13 protein-coding genes are annotated in these 17,397 nt (G+C 54.0%); 7 read left to right on the top strand and 6 right to left on the bottom strand.

Annotated features, from left to right (window positions below; genetic code table 11):
- The first annotated feature begins 59 nt into the window (after positions 1–59).
- From SH287x_RS05750 to SH287x_RS05740, 3 genes are all read left to right on the top strand, one after another.
- Complete coding sequence (locus tag SH287x_RS05750) at positions 60–1,910, top strand: chloride channel protein (protein ID WP_479517560.1); 1,851 nt, start codon at positions 60–62, stop codon at positions 1,908–1,910.
- A gap of 501 nt (positions 1,911–2,411) precedes the next feature.
- The gene (locus SH287x_RS05745) at positions 2,412–3,434 is read left to right on the top strand and encodes a DUF1559 domain-containing protein (RefSeq protein ID WP_479517558.1); all 1,023 of its coding nucleotides are present in this window, start codon (positions 2,412–2,414) and stop codon (positions 3,432–3,434) included.
- 194 nt (positions 3,435–3,628) lie between these two features.
- The gene (locus tag SH287x_RS05740) at positions 3,629–4,081 is read left to right on the top strand and encodes a hypothetical protein (RefSeq protein ID WP_479517556.1); all 453 of its coding nucleotides are present in this window, start codon (positions 3,629–3,631) and stop codon (positions 4,079–4,081) included.
- A 100-nt stretch (positions 4,082–4,181) separates the two neighbouring features.
- Here the strand turns inward: SH287x_RS05740 and SH287x_RS05735 are convergent, their stop codons facing one another.
- From SH287x_RS05735 to SH287x_RS05725, 3 genes are all read right to left on the bottom strand, one after another.
- Positions 4,182–5,675 carry a cryptochrome/DNA photolyase family protein gene (locus tag SH287x_RS05735; RefSeq protein ID WP_479517554.1) on the bottom strand — a complete coding sequence of 498 codons (1,494 nt, stop codon included), beginning with the start codon at positions 5,673–5,675 and terminating at the stop codon, positions 4,182–4,184.
- Positions 5,676–5,729: 54 nt separating this feature from the next.
- Positions 5,730–6,284 carry a hypothetical protein gene (locus SH287x_RS05730; protein ID WP_479517552.1) on the bottom strand — a complete coding sequence of 185 codons (555 nt, stop codon included), beginning with the start codon at positions 6,282–6,284 and terminating at the stop codon, positions 5,730–5,732.
- Between the two features lie 210 nt (positions 6,285–6,494).
- Entirely contained in the window at positions 6,495–6,827 is a 333-nt protein-coding gene (locus SH287x_RS05725) for a VOC family protein (protein WP_479517550.1), read from the bottom strand.
- 484 nt (positions 6,828–7,311) lie between these two features.
- Here SH287x_RS05725 and metX point away from each other — a divergent pair, with 484 nt between their 5' ends.
- The 3 genes from metX (at position 7,312) to SH287x_RS05710 (ending at position 11,190) form a co-directional block, all read left to right on the top strand.
- On the top strand, positions 7,312–8,601 hold the full coding sequence (metX, locus tag SH287x_RS05720; protein ID WP_479517548.1) for a homoserine O-acetyltransferase MetX: 1,290 nt from the start codon (positions 7,312–7,314) through the stop codon (positions 8,599–8,601).
- Entirely contained in the window at positions 8,601–9,290 is a 690-nt protein-coding gene (gene metW / locus SH287x_RS05715; RefSeq protein ID WP_479517546.1) for a methionine biosynthesis protein MetW, read from the top strand. Before metX ends, metW begins: the two co-directional genes overlap by 1 nt.
- A 97-nt stretch (positions 9,291–9,387) precedes the next feature.
- The gene (locus tag SH287x_RS05710; RefSeq protein WP_479517544.1) at positions 9,388–11,190 is read left to right on the top strand and encodes an aspartate kinase; all 1,803 of its coding nucleotides are present in this window, start codon (positions 9,388–9,390) and stop codon (positions 11,188–11,190) included.
- A 504-nt stretch (positions 11,191–11,694) separates the two neighbouring features.
- Here the strand turns inward: SH287x_RS05710 and SH287x_RS05705 are convergent.
- Positions 11,695–12,636: a cation diffusion facilitator family transporter gene (locus SH287x_RS05705; RefSeq protein ID WP_479517542.1), complete on the bottom strand. Its 942-nt coding sequence runs from the start codon at positions 12,634–12,636 to the stop codon at positions 11,695–11,697.
- A gap of 4 nt (positions 12,637–12,640) precedes the next feature.
- Positions 12,641–13,453, bottom strand: a complete 813-nt coding sequence (gene surE / locus SH287x_RS05700; protein WP_479518671.1) for a 5'/3'-nucleotidase SurE — start codon at positions 13,451–13,453, stop codon at positions 12,641–12,643.
- 923 nt (positions 13,454–14,376) lie between these two features.
- Between surE and SH287x_RS05695 the strand changes: the two genes are divergently transcribed.
- Positions 14,377–15,756 (top strand): hypothetical protein, encoded by a 1,380-nt coding sequence (locus SH287x_RS05695; protein ID WP_479517540.1) that lies wholly within the window; start codon positions 14,377–14,379, stop codon positions 15,754–15,756.
- A 125-nt stretch (positions 15,757–15,881) separates the two neighbouring features.
- On the opposite strand, the gene SH287x_RS05690 is transcribed toward SH287x_RS05695, so the two are convergent.
- Positions 15,882–17,273 carry a carbohydrate porin gene (locus SH287x_RS05690; RefSeq protein WP_479517538.1) on the bottom strand — a complete coding sequence of 464 codons (1,392 nt, stop codon included), beginning with the start codon at positions 17,271–17,273 and terminating at the stop codon, positions 15,882–15,884.
- Positions 17,274–17,397: the final 124 nt, after the last annotated feature.

Below are 17,397 nucleotides of genomic sequence, written 5' to 3'. Positions count from 1 at the left end.
GTAAAGATCGTCCCGCTGTGTGAATTTTCGCATCGAATCACCAAAAGGAAAGGCGAGACGTGCAACGCTGGATCGATGCGCTCAAACAAAACGGCTGGGGAACAACGGGACAATGGTTCATTCTCTCCACATTGGTGGGGATCGTGGCCGGACTGGGAGGCGTAGCCTTTCAATTCGTTTGCCAGCTTGTTGCCTGGGGCACATTGGGGGCGATCGCCGGCTATGCTCCTCCTGAACCAGCTGGAGAACATCGCCGATTCGAACATGTGGAAGTCGCCTTTCAGCCATGGCTGCTTGTGGCTGTCGCGGTGGGTGGCGGGCTGGCTTCAGGTTTGCTGGTCTTCACGTTCGCTCCTGAAGCCGAAGGACATGGCACCGATAATGTGATTGATGCTTATCATCACAAACGGGGTCGGATTCGCGCTCGGGTTCCGCTCATCAAGATGCTGGCCTCGGCCATCACGATTGGAACGGGCGGGTCGGGAGGACGGGAAGGGCCAATTGCACAAATTGGAGCCGGGTTTGGATCGAACCTTGCCAGCGTCCTCAAAATCTCGGCTCGTGATCGCCGTATCTTGATGGCTGCGGGGATGGGGGCAGGGATTGGAGCCATCTTCCGGGCGCCGCTGGCGGGAGCATTGTTCGCTGCTGAAATTCTCTATAGCGATGCCGAGATTGAGAGCGAGGTCATCATTCCCGCCGCCATGGCTTCGATTATCAGTTATGCGGTTTTTTCGCTATTTCTTCCCGCAGAAATGCACAACATCCCGCTCTTTGGAACTCATCTGCACTATACGATGAATTCCTTTTGGGAACTGGTTCCTCTTTCGTTTATGGCCATCGTTTTGACGGGAGCTTCATGGCTCTATGTGAACACGTTCTACGGCGTTTTCAAGATTTCAAAACAAATCGCGATTGTTCCTCATGTTAAGCCGGCGATTGGTGCGGGGCTTTCGGCCCTTATTGGTGTGGGGATGTACTATTTGTTCGCCGAGAACAAGCTGGCGCTGGGTGTGCTCTCGACGGGTTATGAGACTCTGGAAGTCGCCCTCACTCAGGCTGCCCACGCAGGCCCATGGCTACTTTGCGCCGTGGCATTGATGAAAATTGTCACGACGTCACTCACGATCAGCACGGGTGGTTCCGGCGGGGTGTTTGGCCCGTCGATGGTGATTGGAGGCTGTCTGGGAGCGGCATGCGGGTTGGTCTTTCAACAACTCTGGCCGGAAGTGGTAAAACAGCCGGAAGCGTTTGCGATTATTGGCATGGCGGGATTTTTTGCCGGCTCGGCTCGTGCGCCGATTTCGACGGTGATCATGGTTTCTGAAATTACGGGCGATTATCAGTTGCTTCTGCCGACGTTATGGGTCGCGGTTCTGTGTTTTCTTCTTTGCCGGCACTGGACACTTTACCGTATGCAGGTTCCCTCGCGACTGGATTCGCCAGCCCATCGTGGGGAGTTGCTAATTGACGTTCTGGAGGGAATGACTGTCGATCATGTGCCGCTCAGGCAGCGGCATGTTGTCAATGAAGCGGCGTCACTCAGTACGATTCTGGAACTGTTGGCTCAATCACAACAGAACTATTATCCGGTCGTTGATCATCGAGGCGAGTTTGTGGGTATTTTCTCGACCAGCGACGTGCGAGCTTATCTTTACGACCGAACGATCTGGCCGCTGACGATTGCTCGTGATGTGATGACGACCGAACTTCTCACGCTGACACCCGAGGATGATCTCAATACGGCGATGCGTCGCTTCACTCAGAAAAATCTCGATGAGATTCCCGTGGTTTCAAGAGAAAATCCTCACAAACTGTTGGGGATGCTCCGACGTAAAGATGTGCTTGATCAATACAACCGCAGGGTCTTTGAGCATCAAAAAATCGTGGTCGAACATGCCCAACCTTAAATAACAGGCGAATTGCCGGAATCACTTGCGACAACTGGTTGGAAATGACCTGATTCGCGAGAGGCGGGTTGATGCCTGTCTTGAAGAACGAGTGATAGGCTTCAGGTCTTGTGACGTTGTATTTCTGTCCTGCCGTTCCCGAGAAGATGTCAGGGAGACTGTCTGCGGGGCGATGCGGCGGTGTCATTTCTCGTGTCTTACGAAAAAGCCATCGATTGACAGCCGATTTGAAGCGGAAACAGTCAGTAAACGTTGGCATTTGTTCAACGCCATGTTGACAACAACAAATCAACACATGACAATGTGGTGGATCCCATCTGGTCTTCAAACTTCCTGAGTAGTCAGGTACGTATATCCACTTGACATGAGAGTCTGCCGTGATTCCACGGCTGGCCCTGATTTGATTTCAAGATCTCTGGATTTGGTTTCGTTCGTCTTGTTTCTCTCATTTCACTTCGTTCGATCTGACTGCTGGTTCTCAGCGACAAAGAGAGGTTTTCGATGATCAACAAACGCGCTGCGTCTATCAAGGGATTTACGTTAATTGAACTACTGGTGGTGATCGCGATTATCGCGATCCTGATTGCCCTGCTGCTCCCTGCGGTTCAACAGGCGCGTGAGGCGGCCCGCCGCACTCAATGTCGGAACAACCTTAAGCAGATTGGCTTGGGACTGCACAATTACCTGGACACCCACAGCGTCTTTCCTGCGTCGGTACTCAGCCCTGGGCCTATCCCGAGCAATGGACGCATCAGTAACGCCACGGGCTGGATTATGATTCTGCCCTACCTTGATCAAGGCCCACTCTACAACCAGTTCAATTTCAGTCATGCGACCGGAATCTACGGTGGAGAAGGGAACTGCCCTGACGCCGGTCTTTATCCCGTGACGGGGACGGCTCCCATGCTGGCGGGGACTGATGCCGGAATTCTTGCCAATGTGATTCTGGGTGCCCAGATTATTCCTGGATACTACTGTCCCTCTGACCCTGGGCAAAAACTTCATACCAGCGCTTGTCACTCCGATACGACCATGACTCCCCGTCCCCAAGCGGCACGCTCGAATTACGAATTCAGCACTCACACTCCGGCCCCAAACTCCCTATGGGCAACAGCCGCATCTGCGACACGTCATATGTTTGGAGTTAATTCCAATAGCCAGATGAGAGATCTGATCGATGGCTCCAGTAATACGATTGCGGTCGCGGAATCGACTCTGGAACTTGTTCAGCACAACTGGAAAACATGGAGTAGTACGGGTTGGTCTACCGCCGGAGTTTCGGTCGGGGATGCAGCTCGCCCCCTCAATGAGCGTCGCTGCTGCAGTTGGGCTCCTGTATTTGCCACAGCCAGTACAGCGTCCAATAAACTTTCGGACGGTGGCTTTGCCGGCAGTATGCACACCGGTGGCTTGCATGTTCTGTTAGGAGACGGCGGCGTTCGCTTCCTGTCAGATAATTCCGACCTCGCTGTGCGGCAAGCACTCTCCCGAATTGCTGATGGCGTGGTGGTTGGCGAATGGTAATGACTCTGATCCAGCAGTCATGTTGAAATTCTAGTAGATGGCATTGCTGGATCTCTTTTTTCATGGTCGATCAGACCACTTTTTGAGTTTATCCTGATTTCAACGAAGAGACAGTGCCCATCGGCTATGCCTGATGAACACTGTCTCTTTATTTAGGCCGAGTGAAATCCTTTTTATAAACGACGGTGTTTAATATGTCACAATGGCGATTAATGATGCTGGCGGTGCTATCTCTTCAGGGGCTATGGCTGACTGGATGCCAGGGAGGGAATTCTGCTTTACCCGAACGATATCCCGTCACTGGCACTGTGACTTTGAACGAAAAACCCGCTGACGGTGTGCTCGTTCAATTCATCCCCAAGCAAGGGACTCCCGGAAACGGCTGTACTAGCATGACTGATCAGAAGGGGCGATTCATTCTGGAATTTCCCGGGCAAAAAGAGGGGGTTGAAGCGGGGGAATACACGGTGGTCTTTTTCAAATTTGCGATGCCCGATGGCTCGAGTGTCCCACTGGGGACTCAGCCTGAATCCGTGGGAGCCAAGCAGATTCTCCCGGTACGTTACACCTCCGCAGAGAAGTCCGGCAACCTGGCCTCGGTCAATAAAGGCCCTAACAACTTTGATTTTGCACTGAAATCGAAATGAAGCGTTGCTCTATCAAAGCATGATCATTTTGAAAAGGGGAGCTATCAACACTCAACTCCCCGTAGGAACTCCCTAGCGAACCTGTAGAGACGAACAAGGCCTACTCGAACAGTGTTTTTGATTGTTGAGCGCTGTAGCGGCGGAGGTATTCTTTGACGGGGAGTTTTCTGGCGGTGTTGTCCGAACTCATGTAGCGGATGGTGCCGAAGATAGGACGTTCTGGCCCCCAGGCGCGGTCGTAACGTCCGAAGATCCAGAAGATCCCTGAGTAGGAATTGGGGTTCCGCCCATCGACGGCATACTTATTATTAAGATGGATCAGCCACTCAATCGCCTGCTGAGGAGAAGGTGACCACTCCAAGACCTTCTTTCCCCAGAGCATTCTGAGATAGTTCTGCATCTGGCCCTCGCGAACCAGTTGACGCTGAGCCGCATTCCAGAGTTCATCGAGTGTCTGCGCCTGCTCCAGTTGTTCCAGCGAATAAAGTGATGGCCGGTGATCACGGGAATGCTTCTCGAGCGTGCTTCGTGCCCAATCGGGAAGCGAACCGTATTGATCGTAGTCATCTCGATGAGACGTCATGTTATAACCCAGCTCACGCCAGGTGATTAATTCGTCCAGGAATGACTCTGCTGCCGGTGACATCTGCCACCAGCCTTCGCGACTGCCCGAGGCCTTTGCGGGAAGTGAGTCGGGCTTCCATCCTTCGGACTTTACCAGTCTGGCGAAGATCTCATGGGCAGAAATGTGTCCAAAATGGAGGTAAGGGGAGAGGCCGCTTGCGGCTTCGGCCTCGGGATTGTTGCGTTCTTCGGCATATCGAGGAAGCCGACTGGCGAAGAATCTCTTCAGTGCAGAAGAGGCGGCGGCTGGCCCGCCATCAAACGCTGCGGCTTTCACCGTCTGATCGATCGGAAGCTTCGACAATGCCTGATCATCCAACGAAAGAAGCTCGTCGGTCGCTGCTGGCCATTGTTTGAGAATTGATTCAGGGAGGTCGACTTTCTGTTTTAACGCAGCGAGCGGCTCCCGGACTGGGAACTCGGTCAGGTGTGGAGTGAGATTTTTTTGCAGAAACCGGCGGAAGGCGTGGGCTGTCGGAAAGACCTGGTCGGTGGCGTGCATCGGAAAGAGGCCGTTGGTGTCGACGCAATCCAGCCTGATGTCGATTCGCCTTGCCAACGCATCGACCATTTTCGGCAGGAAATAGCAGGGGAAGTCGTCAGTCACGATGCAAGTCGCCGCCTGGGCGTATGCTTCAACCAGACCAACCGCGTGCTTGGGCTTCAGCTCGACATAAGGATGATATGCCACGTTCAAATTGGCGCAGTGGTCTCGATGCTCAGCCATCCCTTGTAAGACAAAGCGATGAAACCTGACACATGACCATTCCGCCCGGCAGCCGATGGGTTCGAGAATGATCAGAGGGACATTGTGAGATTGGGCCATCCAAACGGCGTGTTGCAGGCTGAAATTCCATGTCAGCCGTCTGGCTGAGATCATCCAATAAAGGACATAGCGTCCGTTGGCGGCGACGGGGTGCCCGTTCAAAGTCCGTACGCGCAGTGCCGGAACGGCTGGGACAGAGGGCATGTTTCAGATTCCGTGTGAGAGAACGGTTTATTCACTGACCATGGAGAACACGACTCAGACTCGATGCCAATCAACCCATGCCAATTGCAGGGGTTCCTTACCGGTCAAAAGGCCAGCAGGCAACTTGACCAGAATGCCGCCCGCTTCTTTCGAGACCCCGATCTTGAGCGTCCCAGCCGGTGGTTGTCGCTGACCACTGCCATCCTTTTGCGTTTCTGGAGCGGCCGGAAGGGGAAGAAACTGAAACGGAAAGCTTCCGGCTTCGGTACGCCCCCCGTTGGTGGAGATCCGCGACGTGGTGATGTGCAGGTTCTCAAGCTCGGTTAATCCGGGAAACAGAATCTCCACCTGCTGTGGCCAGGGATCTTTTTCAGGAACCGCCTGGCAACGACCAATTCCGCGACTGGAAAGAATCGTGATCCGCATCCGCCCGTCTTTTGTGGCGGCCTCGGCCAGATCTTCAGGTCGCTGAAATCGAGAAAAACGGAGCGGGGGGACTGCTTCATCACCCCAAGTGATCATCGAGAACGGAAGCAAGATCATTGCTGTCAGGACTCGAAGAGTCGATCGGCGAGTCCACTTCTTCGCGTCCCCATCTTTGTGTGACATGTTTGCAAGATCCGATCAGGTGCCATAGGGGGTCGTTGCGATACCGAGAGGGGACATCCCCGGTGAGAGAGTCTGTCCGAGAAAACGTGCTCCCCGACTTGCGGAACAGGGGCAGGGTGAGAGTAAGCCCCCCCCAACTCCTTCTCCCTCGGGGAGAAGGAGTTGGGGGGCATTCCCCTGATTGCGGAGAAGATCCTGGCCTGTTGTGGTCTATAAACTGGTGGGATCCATGAGTTCGATAGCGTTGCCGGAGGGGTCGTGGAGATAGCAGGAGCGGGTTCCATCGCGATGGGGTTTAAGTTCCCCGAACTCGGCGGCGCGCTCGTTCACAAAAGCAATGTGCGGCGGATGCTGTTCAGGGATGACCAGCGCCAGGCTCAGATTGCCGAATTTCAGCAGTGCCCAGGTGCTGTCCTGATAGGCGATCTGGCACTTAAAAGTCGACGTGTACCAATCGACCGAGCTTTGGACATCTTTGACAGAAATCGCGATGTGATGCAGGTCATCCAGCAGAGCAGGGGCGGTGGTGGCAGCAACACTCATGGTTTATCTCCTTTAAGGGATATTGCATTCTAGCACCCAGCCCTGCTTCAAACAGGGATGGCCAGTGGTTGCCATCAAAAAACACTCCTCCGTGTTGTTTCCCCTTCATTGCACCGAGTTGACGACGATGGCAAGAAAATGTCACGAAATGACAACAGAGTTGGTCATCGATCATGTGTCACGAGGCGGGCAGCACCTCATTATTTTCATTAACACCTTCTGGAGGAAACCTCCCACGGCTCTGCCGCCCAGGTTGCAAAGCAACCTGGGCCACCCACGGTAAAGTTATTTTCGCAAAAAGAACTTACAGGGGAAGAGTAGCTCCTGCTCGACTTGGCATTCCAGTTTATCTATGCTGTTTCCAGGAGCAGTCCTGAGATCCTGTAACGTCCTGGGGAAATCTCTCCGACCGAGAATCGCTTCGACTGGTACTCACCTTGAAATGACCACCGAAAGATCTCGATCGGTTTGGTAATGGCTTGATATGACAAGTCCAGCAGTTCCTTTCCACACACCGGATGAGCGTTCCGTCGGAATTGTTTCCACACGGTTCATTGATCTTTTCTCGACTGAAGATCCCTTGCGACTGGAGAGCGGCGTCACGCTGGCTCCTGTGCGGATCGCTTACGAGACTTATGGCGAGCTGAACTCGGATGCGTCGAACGCCATTTACATCTGCCATGCCCTCACGGGGGATGCTCATGTGGCTGGTAAGCACAGCCCGGAGAGCAAGAAGTCTGGCTGGTGGGATGGCATGGTCGGCCCCGGCAAGACGTTTGATACCAACAAATACTTTATCATCTGCTCCAACGTCCTTGGCGGATGCCAGGGATCGACTGGCCCTGGTTCGATCAATCCGGCGACCGGTCACCCTTGGGGAAACTCCTTTCCGTTTATCACGATCGGGGACATGGTCGAAGTCCATGCGGCTTTGACGCGTGCCCTGGGAGTGAACCAGCTTCTGGCTGTCGTGGGTGGCAGCCTGGGCGGGATGATGGCGCTTGACTGGGCCGCTCGCTTTCCCGACATGATGCGTGCGATTGTCTGTCTGGCATCGTCCAGCCGGTTGACGGCTCAAGGGATTGCGTTCAATGCCGTGGGACGACGGGCGATCTATGCTGACCCGAACTTCTGCAACGGGGATTATTATACGGAAGATGGCCCCAAATTCGGGCTGGCGCTGGCGCGGATGATCGCTCACATTACTTATCTGTCGGAAACATCGATCGAGACCAAGTTTGGTCGTCGACTCCAGAACAGTGATCAGTTGGGGTATGAACCTCAGCAGGAAATCGAATTTCAGATCGAAAGCTACCTGCATTATCAGGGACAGCGATTTATCGAGCGTTTTGATGCCAATAGCTATCTTTACCTTACCCGAGCCATGGACTATTTCGATATCGCTTTGAAATATGGCTCGATCGCTCAGGCGTTGGGGAAAACCAAAGCCCCGTTCTTCATGTGCTCCTACACCAGTGACTGGCTGTTTCCACCGGCCCAAAGCCGGGAAATAGTGACGGCGCTGCTGGGAGTCGGGCAGCGTGTGACTTATCTTGAGCTGGAAAGTGTCAAAGGGCACGATTCGTTTCTGTTGGAAATTGAGCAACTTGATCAGTTGCTGAGACCGTTTCTGACTTATGTGGATCATCAATCCCCCGTTGTTCCAGCCATTTCCAGCAAGGATCTTTCTGCTCGAGTGGGTTCAGCAGCAGCGATTCCTGCCAGCATAACTGCTCCTGCCAGTGCAGCCGCGGCTGTTGAAGGAGGTGCGTGATGCGTTTCATGCTGCCGGATCCTTCTGCTTCGCTGATTGACCGCATCATCATGGATCAGATCCCGCATGGGAGTCGTGTGCTGGATCTGGGATGTGGTGACGGACGCCTGCTGTGCCGCCTGCGGGATGAATCCCACGCGTCGATCCAAGGTGTTGAACGTGATTTCGGGCAGGTGATTGCCGCGATTTCTAAAGGTGTTCCCGTTTTACAAGCCGACCTTGATCAGGGCTTGGGAGAAATTCCAGACAAGGCGTTCGACTTTGCGGTTCTCAGCCAGACGCTGCAGCAGGTGATTCGGCCTGAAGCGGTCTTGCTCGAAATGCTGCGAGCCGCCAAGAAAGCCATTGTTGTTGTGCCGAATTTCGGCCACTGGCGGATTCGTCTGCAGATTCTAATTAACGGTCGAGTGCCGATTACGTCAGAACTCCCTTATGACTGGTACAACACTCCTAACTTGCATTTTCTGACGATGATCGACTTTATCGCGCTAACGGAACGCCTGAAATTGCAGATTGCCCGGGAGTTGCCGATTGTCGGGGGTGTTGCGAAGCCTTCCCTTTCTTTGGCCAATCTGCGAGCCGAGAGTGCGTTGTTTGTTCTGGAACAAATGACGAATGGGGCGGTGTCGATTAGTATGCCTGAGGAATTGCCACCTCGCCGGGAACTTGAGACCGACTCTGCGGTTTGATCCGCTCAGCCGTAGAAGAAGTCGGACTCTGGCCAACGACATGTTTTTCCACGATTTTCCATGACATCTTGAGCCCGCATCTGACAGGAAATTGACTGTGTCGATCGTTGTACAAAAGTTTGGTGGCACCAGTGTTGCGGACGCCCAGCGGATCATGGCAGCTGCACGAAGAATTGTGGCAGCAAAACAGCAAGGACATCAGGTGGTTGCCGTTGTCAGTGCTCGTGGAGAAAAAACAGACGAGTTGGTGGATCTGGCGAAAAGCATTACCGGTCACCCGCGTCCTCGCGAAATGGACATGCTCCTTTCGACAGGCGAGCAGGAATCGGTCGCTCTCGTCGCGATGGCGGTGCATCAGTTAGGTGAAGATGCCGTCAGTCTGACCGGAGCACAGATCGGGATTCTGACAGACAGCACATTTACCAAAGCACGCATCCGAAGAATCACGACGGAACGGATCCGGGCGGCTCTCGATGCGGGCAAGATTGTGATTGCCGCTGGTTTTCAGGGAGTCGACGAAGACTTCAACATTACGACACTTGGTCGGGGCGGAAGCGATACCACCGCGACGGCGTTGGCGGCAGTGCTGGAAGCCGACGTTTGTGAGATCTACACCGATGTTGAAGGGATTTTCACGACTGATCCCCGCGCCGTGAAATTGGCACGCAAGCTGGATCGCATCTCTTATGACGAAATGCTGGAATTGACGAGCCTGGGTGGCGGGAAAATGCACTCTCGCTCGATTGAGTTCGCCAAGAAGTACCGTGTGCCTCTGCTGGTCAGGCCTTCATTCTCAGAGGGCGAAGGGACTTTGATTGCGCCTCAGCAAGAGGCCGATGCAGCGATGGTTTCTGGAATTGCGCTGGTCAAGAAAGAGGCCATCGTTCATTTGAGAAACATCCCTGATCGTCCCGGTGTGCTTTCCACCGTGTTCCATTGTATGGCCAGCCGGCGAATCCCTATTGATATGGTGATCCAGGACATTGCCGAAGGTGGCGTGGCTCATGTCTCGTTCACGGTTCCTCAGGATGACCTGGCTGACACATTGACCGCAGCTGGCGAGGCGGTTGAGCGGTTGGGGGCAGGGGAAGTGGGAAGCAGCACGAACCTCGCCAAGTTGAGCGTGGTGGGTGCCGGCATGCGAACTCATACCGGGGTCGCGGCACAGCTCTTTCAATCACTGGCTCAGGCGAATGTCAGCATTCGGATGATCACGACCAGCGAGATCAAGATCTCGGTACTTGTGAATCGGGATCAGTCACAAGAGGCCCTTGACGCGGTACATTCGGGATTTTCGCTCCATCTGAATCACTCGCCACAGCCACAGATTGGCTTCCGACAGACCGATCCTGAGCGGCACCGTGAAGGGATTTCACGCGATGAACTGGAGCGAGACGTTGTTCGGCGTCTGCAATCGATGGAAGACATCGTTGTCAGCGACGTTCATCTGGATACGGCTCAGTCACGGATTACGGTCCGGAATGTTGTAGATCAACCCGGAGTCGCGGCTGAAGTCTTCAAGGCGGTGGCCGAAGGGGGCGTGATGGTCGACATGATCGTCCAAAACGTTGGCCACGATCAGCGTACCGATCTGTCATTCACGGTTCCTCGTCCTGATCTCGAACGCTGCTTACTGCTGATGCGAGAACTTCTCGAACCCTGGCCAGAAACGACGCTGCATTTCGATAAGGATATTGCCCTTTTGGCAGTCATCGGAATTGGCCTGCGCAGCCACACGGGAGTCGGTGAAAAGATGTTTACGGCATTGGCCGAAAGTGGCATTAACGTCCAGATGGTCAATACCAGCGAAATCCGAATCAGCGTGGTGTTGGCCACCCAGGAGGCTGATAAGGCTTATGCGACACTGAACCGGGTCTTCAAATTGAATGGTGCTTCGTAACCCCCGATGCAAGCCATCGATGGGGATGTGCCTGTGGAACGCTTATCACATCCCCCAGTGAATGACGGGGATAGGGGTAGTTGGAATGGCAGGCGGGAGCCTGCCCTACCGTGGTGAACGGTCGGTGTGCCGATTTCGTTGGTGGAATGACGCTGTTTGAATGAAGAGAGTGGTTTGTGAAGTGTTTCTTGTGACTGGCGTCACCCAGACGTGCAAAGCCACGTCTGGGCCACCCTGCTCACTCACAAACGCACCCTCTTGTGGCGTTGCCACCCAGGTAGACTGAGTACAGTCAACCTGGGCCACCCCACCATGGATGGGGATGCGCCTGCGGAACGCTTATCACATCCCTGAGTGAATGACGGGGTGCCCCAGACGTGCTTTGAACGTCTGGGTGACGAAAGTAGGGCAGGCTCCTGCCTGCCGTCCTTAACTGGAATGGCTGTGTTTGGAATGGCAGGCGGGAGCCTGCCCTACTAAAGCTGTTTCCCGGTGGGATTATCATTACTCCATGGGGCTGGCTGGCTCAACATGGATAATGACATCCCTTAGCATGGGGTGTCCGGACATGAGTAGTTCTTTGACCTGATGGGCCAGAGCGTGTCCCTCAAAGACTGAGATATCAGCCGGAAGCACCAGGTGGAGTTCGGCAATTTGTTCAATGCCGCTTTTGCGAACGCGAAACTTTTCCGTTCCCACAACGCCTGGAACCTGGCAGACCAGGTTCCGCATCGAATCAACGACATCCCCCTCCACCTGTTGATCCAACATTTCCCGCAGACTTTGACGGAATAGATTTGTGGCAGACCAGGCGACGACGACAATCACGACCATGGAGGCGATTTCATCAGCAGGCAACATGGCCGGGCCGCCGATCATGACAATCGACAACCCGATCAAAACAGCCAGTGAACAGAGTGCGTCGTTTCGATGATCCCAGGCATGAGCAAGAAGTGCCGTGCTGCCGACACTGCGGGCTACCCGAATCTTGTACCAGTAAAGCGATTCCTTGATCACGACGTTGGCTGCCGCCACACCCAGTGTCCAGACGGGAGGAACCGGGTGAACGGAAAACAACCGTTCGATAGCCTCCCACCCGAGCAAGGTGCATGACATGAGGATCAGCAGTGCGACATGCGAACCGGCGAGTGCCTCGGCCTTGGAATAACCATAGGGATGCTTCGGATTGGCTGGTTTTTGTGAAAGATGCAAAGCATAAATCACAGCCGCTGATGTGACACAATCACTGACCGAGTTGAATGCGTCTGTCATCAGAGCAAATGACTGGCCGATTGTCCCAGCGAGCAGTTTGGTGATCCCCAGCCCCAGATTAATCCAGAAGCCGAGCCACGCAGCAAACAGGGCTTCCCGGTATTGCCCTTTGCGAAATTCGAGTGGGCTACTTGAACCCGTTGTGAGATCAACTGCAAGATCGGGATGTGTCATCGAGTTATTCTCGATTCGACTCAAATGAAAGTTCAAATGGCAGCGAGTGTGCCGTACTGTTTTTCAGCAGTGAATGATTGGTGAGATCGAAGTGCAGGGGGGTCACGGTGATGTAGCCATCAACGAGCGCTTCAACATCAGTGCCTGGCACCAATTGATGCCCATGGATCGGTTCCAGCCCTGTCCAATAATATGTTCTTCCTCGGGGATCGATCCGTTTTTCCAGTGTTTCTCGTTGCCGGCGTACTCCCATTGAAGTGAGTTTCACTCCCTTGGGGTGGCTTTGCTCGCGTTCGTTTTCATCCAGCGGCCACTGGGGGAAATTGATATTCCATAACGACCCCTCGGGGGGATTCTGCTGGAGAAGTTGCTGAATCAACTGGGCGCCTAACTGAGCCGCTCGTGGGAAATTGGGTGGTGTATTCCCCAGCCACTGAGATAACGCGATGGAAGTCACGCCGAAAAAGGCTCCTTCAATGGCTGCTGCGACTGTTCCTGAATAGAGGATGTTGATCCCCACATTCGCTCCGTGGTTAATCCCGCTCACGACGAGATCAGGCTTGGGAACCGCCAGTTCCATGATCCCGAGTTTTACGCAGTCTGCTGGACTTCCTTCGACTTTCCAGCCAAAGAATTCGTCGCCGCGATATTCCCGATGTGCCAGCAAGGGATGGAGATAAGTGATCGCATGCCCGACGCCGCTCTGCTCGACGGCAGGGGCGACAACAGTCACGTTGGCAAATTTGATCAGTTCGGCATGAAGGGCATTGATCCCTGGTGCATGAATGCCATCGTCATTAACAAGAAGTATGTGCATCACTGTCAAATTGCCGCCTGGAGTCTGTCACCGAAAACGTTGTGTCATGCCCCACGAAACAAAGGGGAAGGCTGTCCGCCCTGCTGTCGCGGCGCAGTCTGGTGAGCATCCTCTGTTTTGAAAAGTTGTGACAGCTATCGTGTCCTGGCGCCATCTCAGTTACCACCCTCGAGCAAAACTTTCGCGGACGAAAATGAGCGGGCGATTTCTGATTCTGGCTTGTTTTTGGCTTGGGACAGGGCATGATAGTTTTTCGGATCCATTTACGATTGTGGGGTTCAGGTCACTGTCCAACCTGAAGAACCCGGTTTGTTGATACATGCTGACTTTTCGGTGTGATCGTCACGATGGCGACCACCTGACTACCGCACGACGCGGAGCGTCACTCTTCTGAGAAGAAGGGCTTTGCGGCCATGTTTTCAACCTATGCTTGGCAGTATCCCGGCAGCGTTAAACCATGCGTTCTGGGAACTTTGTTCACTGAAGCGAACCGTTTTCATGTCCGGCTCTCACCGGTCATCAACGATTTCCTTTGCAAGCTCTCCGAAAGGCTGCGCATAATGCCAGACTGAGGGGTTTTAGGGGATTCAGCGACTTCAGGTTCAAAGGATAAAATGTTAAAGTCGAGGGCTGGTGACTTCTGTCGTCACAAGCCAGCGCTATGTTGAAGAAGGTTTGCGGATATTTTCAGTAGTGCCGTGTCACGGCTTAATCTTGGGGTTTCATGCGTAGTAACGTCCTCCGATGTCGGACTTTACAACCTGTTGAACCCCGCTTTTAAGCTTTGACAGAGCAGTGGTTTTGCAGCGGGATTCGCAAGAAATTCTGATCGCACGACCACTCACTGAAAATAGCCTTTTTCGGCATGCGCCCGATATTGACTTGCTGCCCGACAACTGGCCAATTATTCAGGGGGAAATGCAATGAAGACTTACTGGATCAGTGCTGCGATCGCGCTGGTCACCATGGCAAGTGGGCAATCTGCTGAAGCGGCACGCTATTGCGGCGCGGCCAGCTATAGCTGTTGCCCGACGACAGCGTGTCAACCAACGGCATGCTATACCACGTGCCGTGTTGAACGGCAGACCTGCTCACGAACCGTGTATGACACTGTTCAAGAGCCGCAACAATTCACCGTTCAGCGAACGGTCTATGACCAGACGTTTGAAGACGTTCAGCAGACCTGCTACCGCAACGTGGTTGAAACCCAGTTTCGCGAACAGACCTATCAGGTTTCTCGCCCTGTGTATGAAACCAGCTGCCGTGAAGAGCGTTTCACCGTTCAGAAGCCTGTTTTTGAAACCAGTTTCCGCGATTGCAGCTACACCGTTCGTCGCCCGGTCTATGAAACACAGATGCGGGAATGCCGCCGTGTTGTTCAGCGTCCTGTGTTCGAGACGATCGAGCGGGAATGCCGACAGACTGTGATGCGCCAGGTGAGCGAGACCATCAATCAGGAACGCTGCTTCACCGTCAATGAGCCTGTCACCACATTCCGGACGATTCGTCAGGATTGTGGCCGGTGGGTCAATCAGCCGGTTCAACTTCCCGGTCGCTGCTGTGCAATGATGGTTCCCGACGCCTGTGGTTGCCCACGGCTCACGATGGTTCAACGTCCTGGGCCTGTGATCTGCCGCCGTGTGTGGTGCCCACAGATTGTTGAACGCCAGATTCCCTGCACAACCTATGTGGCTCGACAGGTTCGCCAGTCCTGCCCCGTTACTGTCTGCCGAATGGTTCCTGAAGTTGTCGTGACCAAGGTTCCTCAACGCGTCTGCCGCATGACCTGCGAAACTGTTGTTGATCAGGTTCCCGTTCAAGTCTGCCGCTGGACAGAACAAGTTGTGGCTCAGAAGGTGCCAGTCCGCACCTGCAAGATGGTCAGCGAAGAATGCGTTCGTCAAGTTCCCGTCCGCACCTGCAAGATTGTTTCGGAAACCAAGACCTGCCGCGTGCCGTTCTGCGTAACTCGCCAGGAACCGTTCACAGTGACTCGTCGCGTGGCACGTTGCGTGCCTCGTACAGAAAACGTGAATTGCACCCGGTATGTGGCTCGCTGCGTGCCTCGTGAAGAAACGTATGAAGTCTGCCGGCTGGTTCCTCAGACGGTCTGCCCAACCACGGCTTGCAACACCGGCTGTGAAACTGGTGCTTGTGCATCCGGCGGTTGTGCGAATGGCAATTGCGGAACTTTTGCTCCAGCCAATGGAGCACCTGTGCCAACCGACACTGCCAAGCCACCGATCGCTCCAATTCCAGAAGGAACTCCTGCTCAGCCAGTGGTTCCAGCTCCAAGCGTCTAGTGCCTTGTGAAGGCTTTGTCCTGACAGTTCTGGACTCAAACGAGATTGCCGCCCAGCCTCATCCGCTGGTGCGGCTTTTTTTATTTCATAGCCAGAGTGATCAAGCTCTTATAGACTCTGTTCAATTAAAAGACGAGGTGTGTTCTCAGGCCGACAACGACAGCCGTATTGTTATCTCGGGCAGCGGGATCAATAATTTGCAAGTTAGGAGTGATGTTAAGCCATTTCGTCACTCCAACATTGTAATAGGCTTCGATCCCCTGATCATTTGCCAGAGGTATATAGGGGCCCACCGTACTTTTCAGTTCGCTGCTGAGTTGGAAGTAGTAATAGCCAACGCCAAACGTATCCAGCGGGCGGGATCGCAAGGGGCTGGAACCGCCAATCCCCACGGTCGCCGACCAGCGGATGGGGTTGGGATTACCGTCCGAGAGGCCGAATTGACCGAAGACTCCCCACCCTCGTTTGGGATCACTTGGATCCATCACCAGGTATTGATCAAAAGCATAGAGCAATGACCACGAATTGCTGATCTTGGGGAGGATTGGTATCGGGCCGATGGGTGTATCGATATAAGCTGAAGGCTCGAGCGAAGTGACGCTACGATTAGACCAACTGAAATAGAGCTGTTGATGACCGGGCCGATTAGCTATCGCGACGGGAATATTGACTTCACCAAAGAGAGAGACGCCGTTGGCGAAGAGATCATCAAAACCACTGGTCGTCGGATGATTCACAGGATCCATGATCATCATACTGAAAATGGGTTCTGCGCCATGTAGCAAAGCGAACCCGGCCCCCAGCGAAGAATAGGGAACGGTTCGCCCCAGAATCGGCGGCAGAACAAACGCCGTATTCATGAACTGAGTCTGGCCTTTGCCCGCTGCAAACGTATTGACATAGCCGTCTACAACGTTGATTTTCCCACCAAAGACAACGAATTGCTCGCTGAGAAACTGAGTCACTTTGACGTTCGTTAATGCGGTGACGTCCTCTCCAGGCACAGGGAATAACAGGCCGGCGTTGACCGGGCTGAGCGATCCTGTGAGGCCGTTCACGCCTTCTCCGTAGCGAGTTTCGCCATGGAGATCGATTATCAATCCTTCATTGAGTCCCAGCTTGCCGCCATCCATGGTGATGTAGTAATCGTTTCGACCACCATATTGAAAAGTCTGCTCACGTCCGCCGGATGCGATTCCCTGGTAATACTGAGTTGTGGTGAGATTGGCTGAAATTCCGTGCTCTGCCAATGCGGGGCGCAAGCCGCCGAAATCACCTAACAGCGTAGGACGTTCAGCCAGGCTTTGTGCTGAAACGATGGGTTCCGAAACTAACTGCGCGGAGAGTTCACCGGGCATACAGAAAGCTTCGTCAGTCTCCAGGAACAGTAGATCCACGTCGTTCGCATCAGCCACGAGAGAAGATGACAGCGTAAGCAGCCAGGCACACAGCCAGTATCCCATGACCAGCAGGGTTCGAGGAGCGTGCATCCGGAGTGCCTTCCGTGGCGATTTCATGAAGTCCCTGGTTCGCCGTAAATCGTGGACGACCATTACCGTCACGTTTCTTCGGCCCCAAGCAATCCCAAGCAATGGACAGATGAAAGGGACTTCGCTCCGAATCTGAAGATTGCCATTGCGA

It is taken from the genome of Planctopirus sp. SH287, from assembly GCF_056500625.1.
The sequence above is the reverse complement of the archived record's forward strand: the minus strand, read 5'-3'. Positions and strand labels throughout refer to the sequence as shown.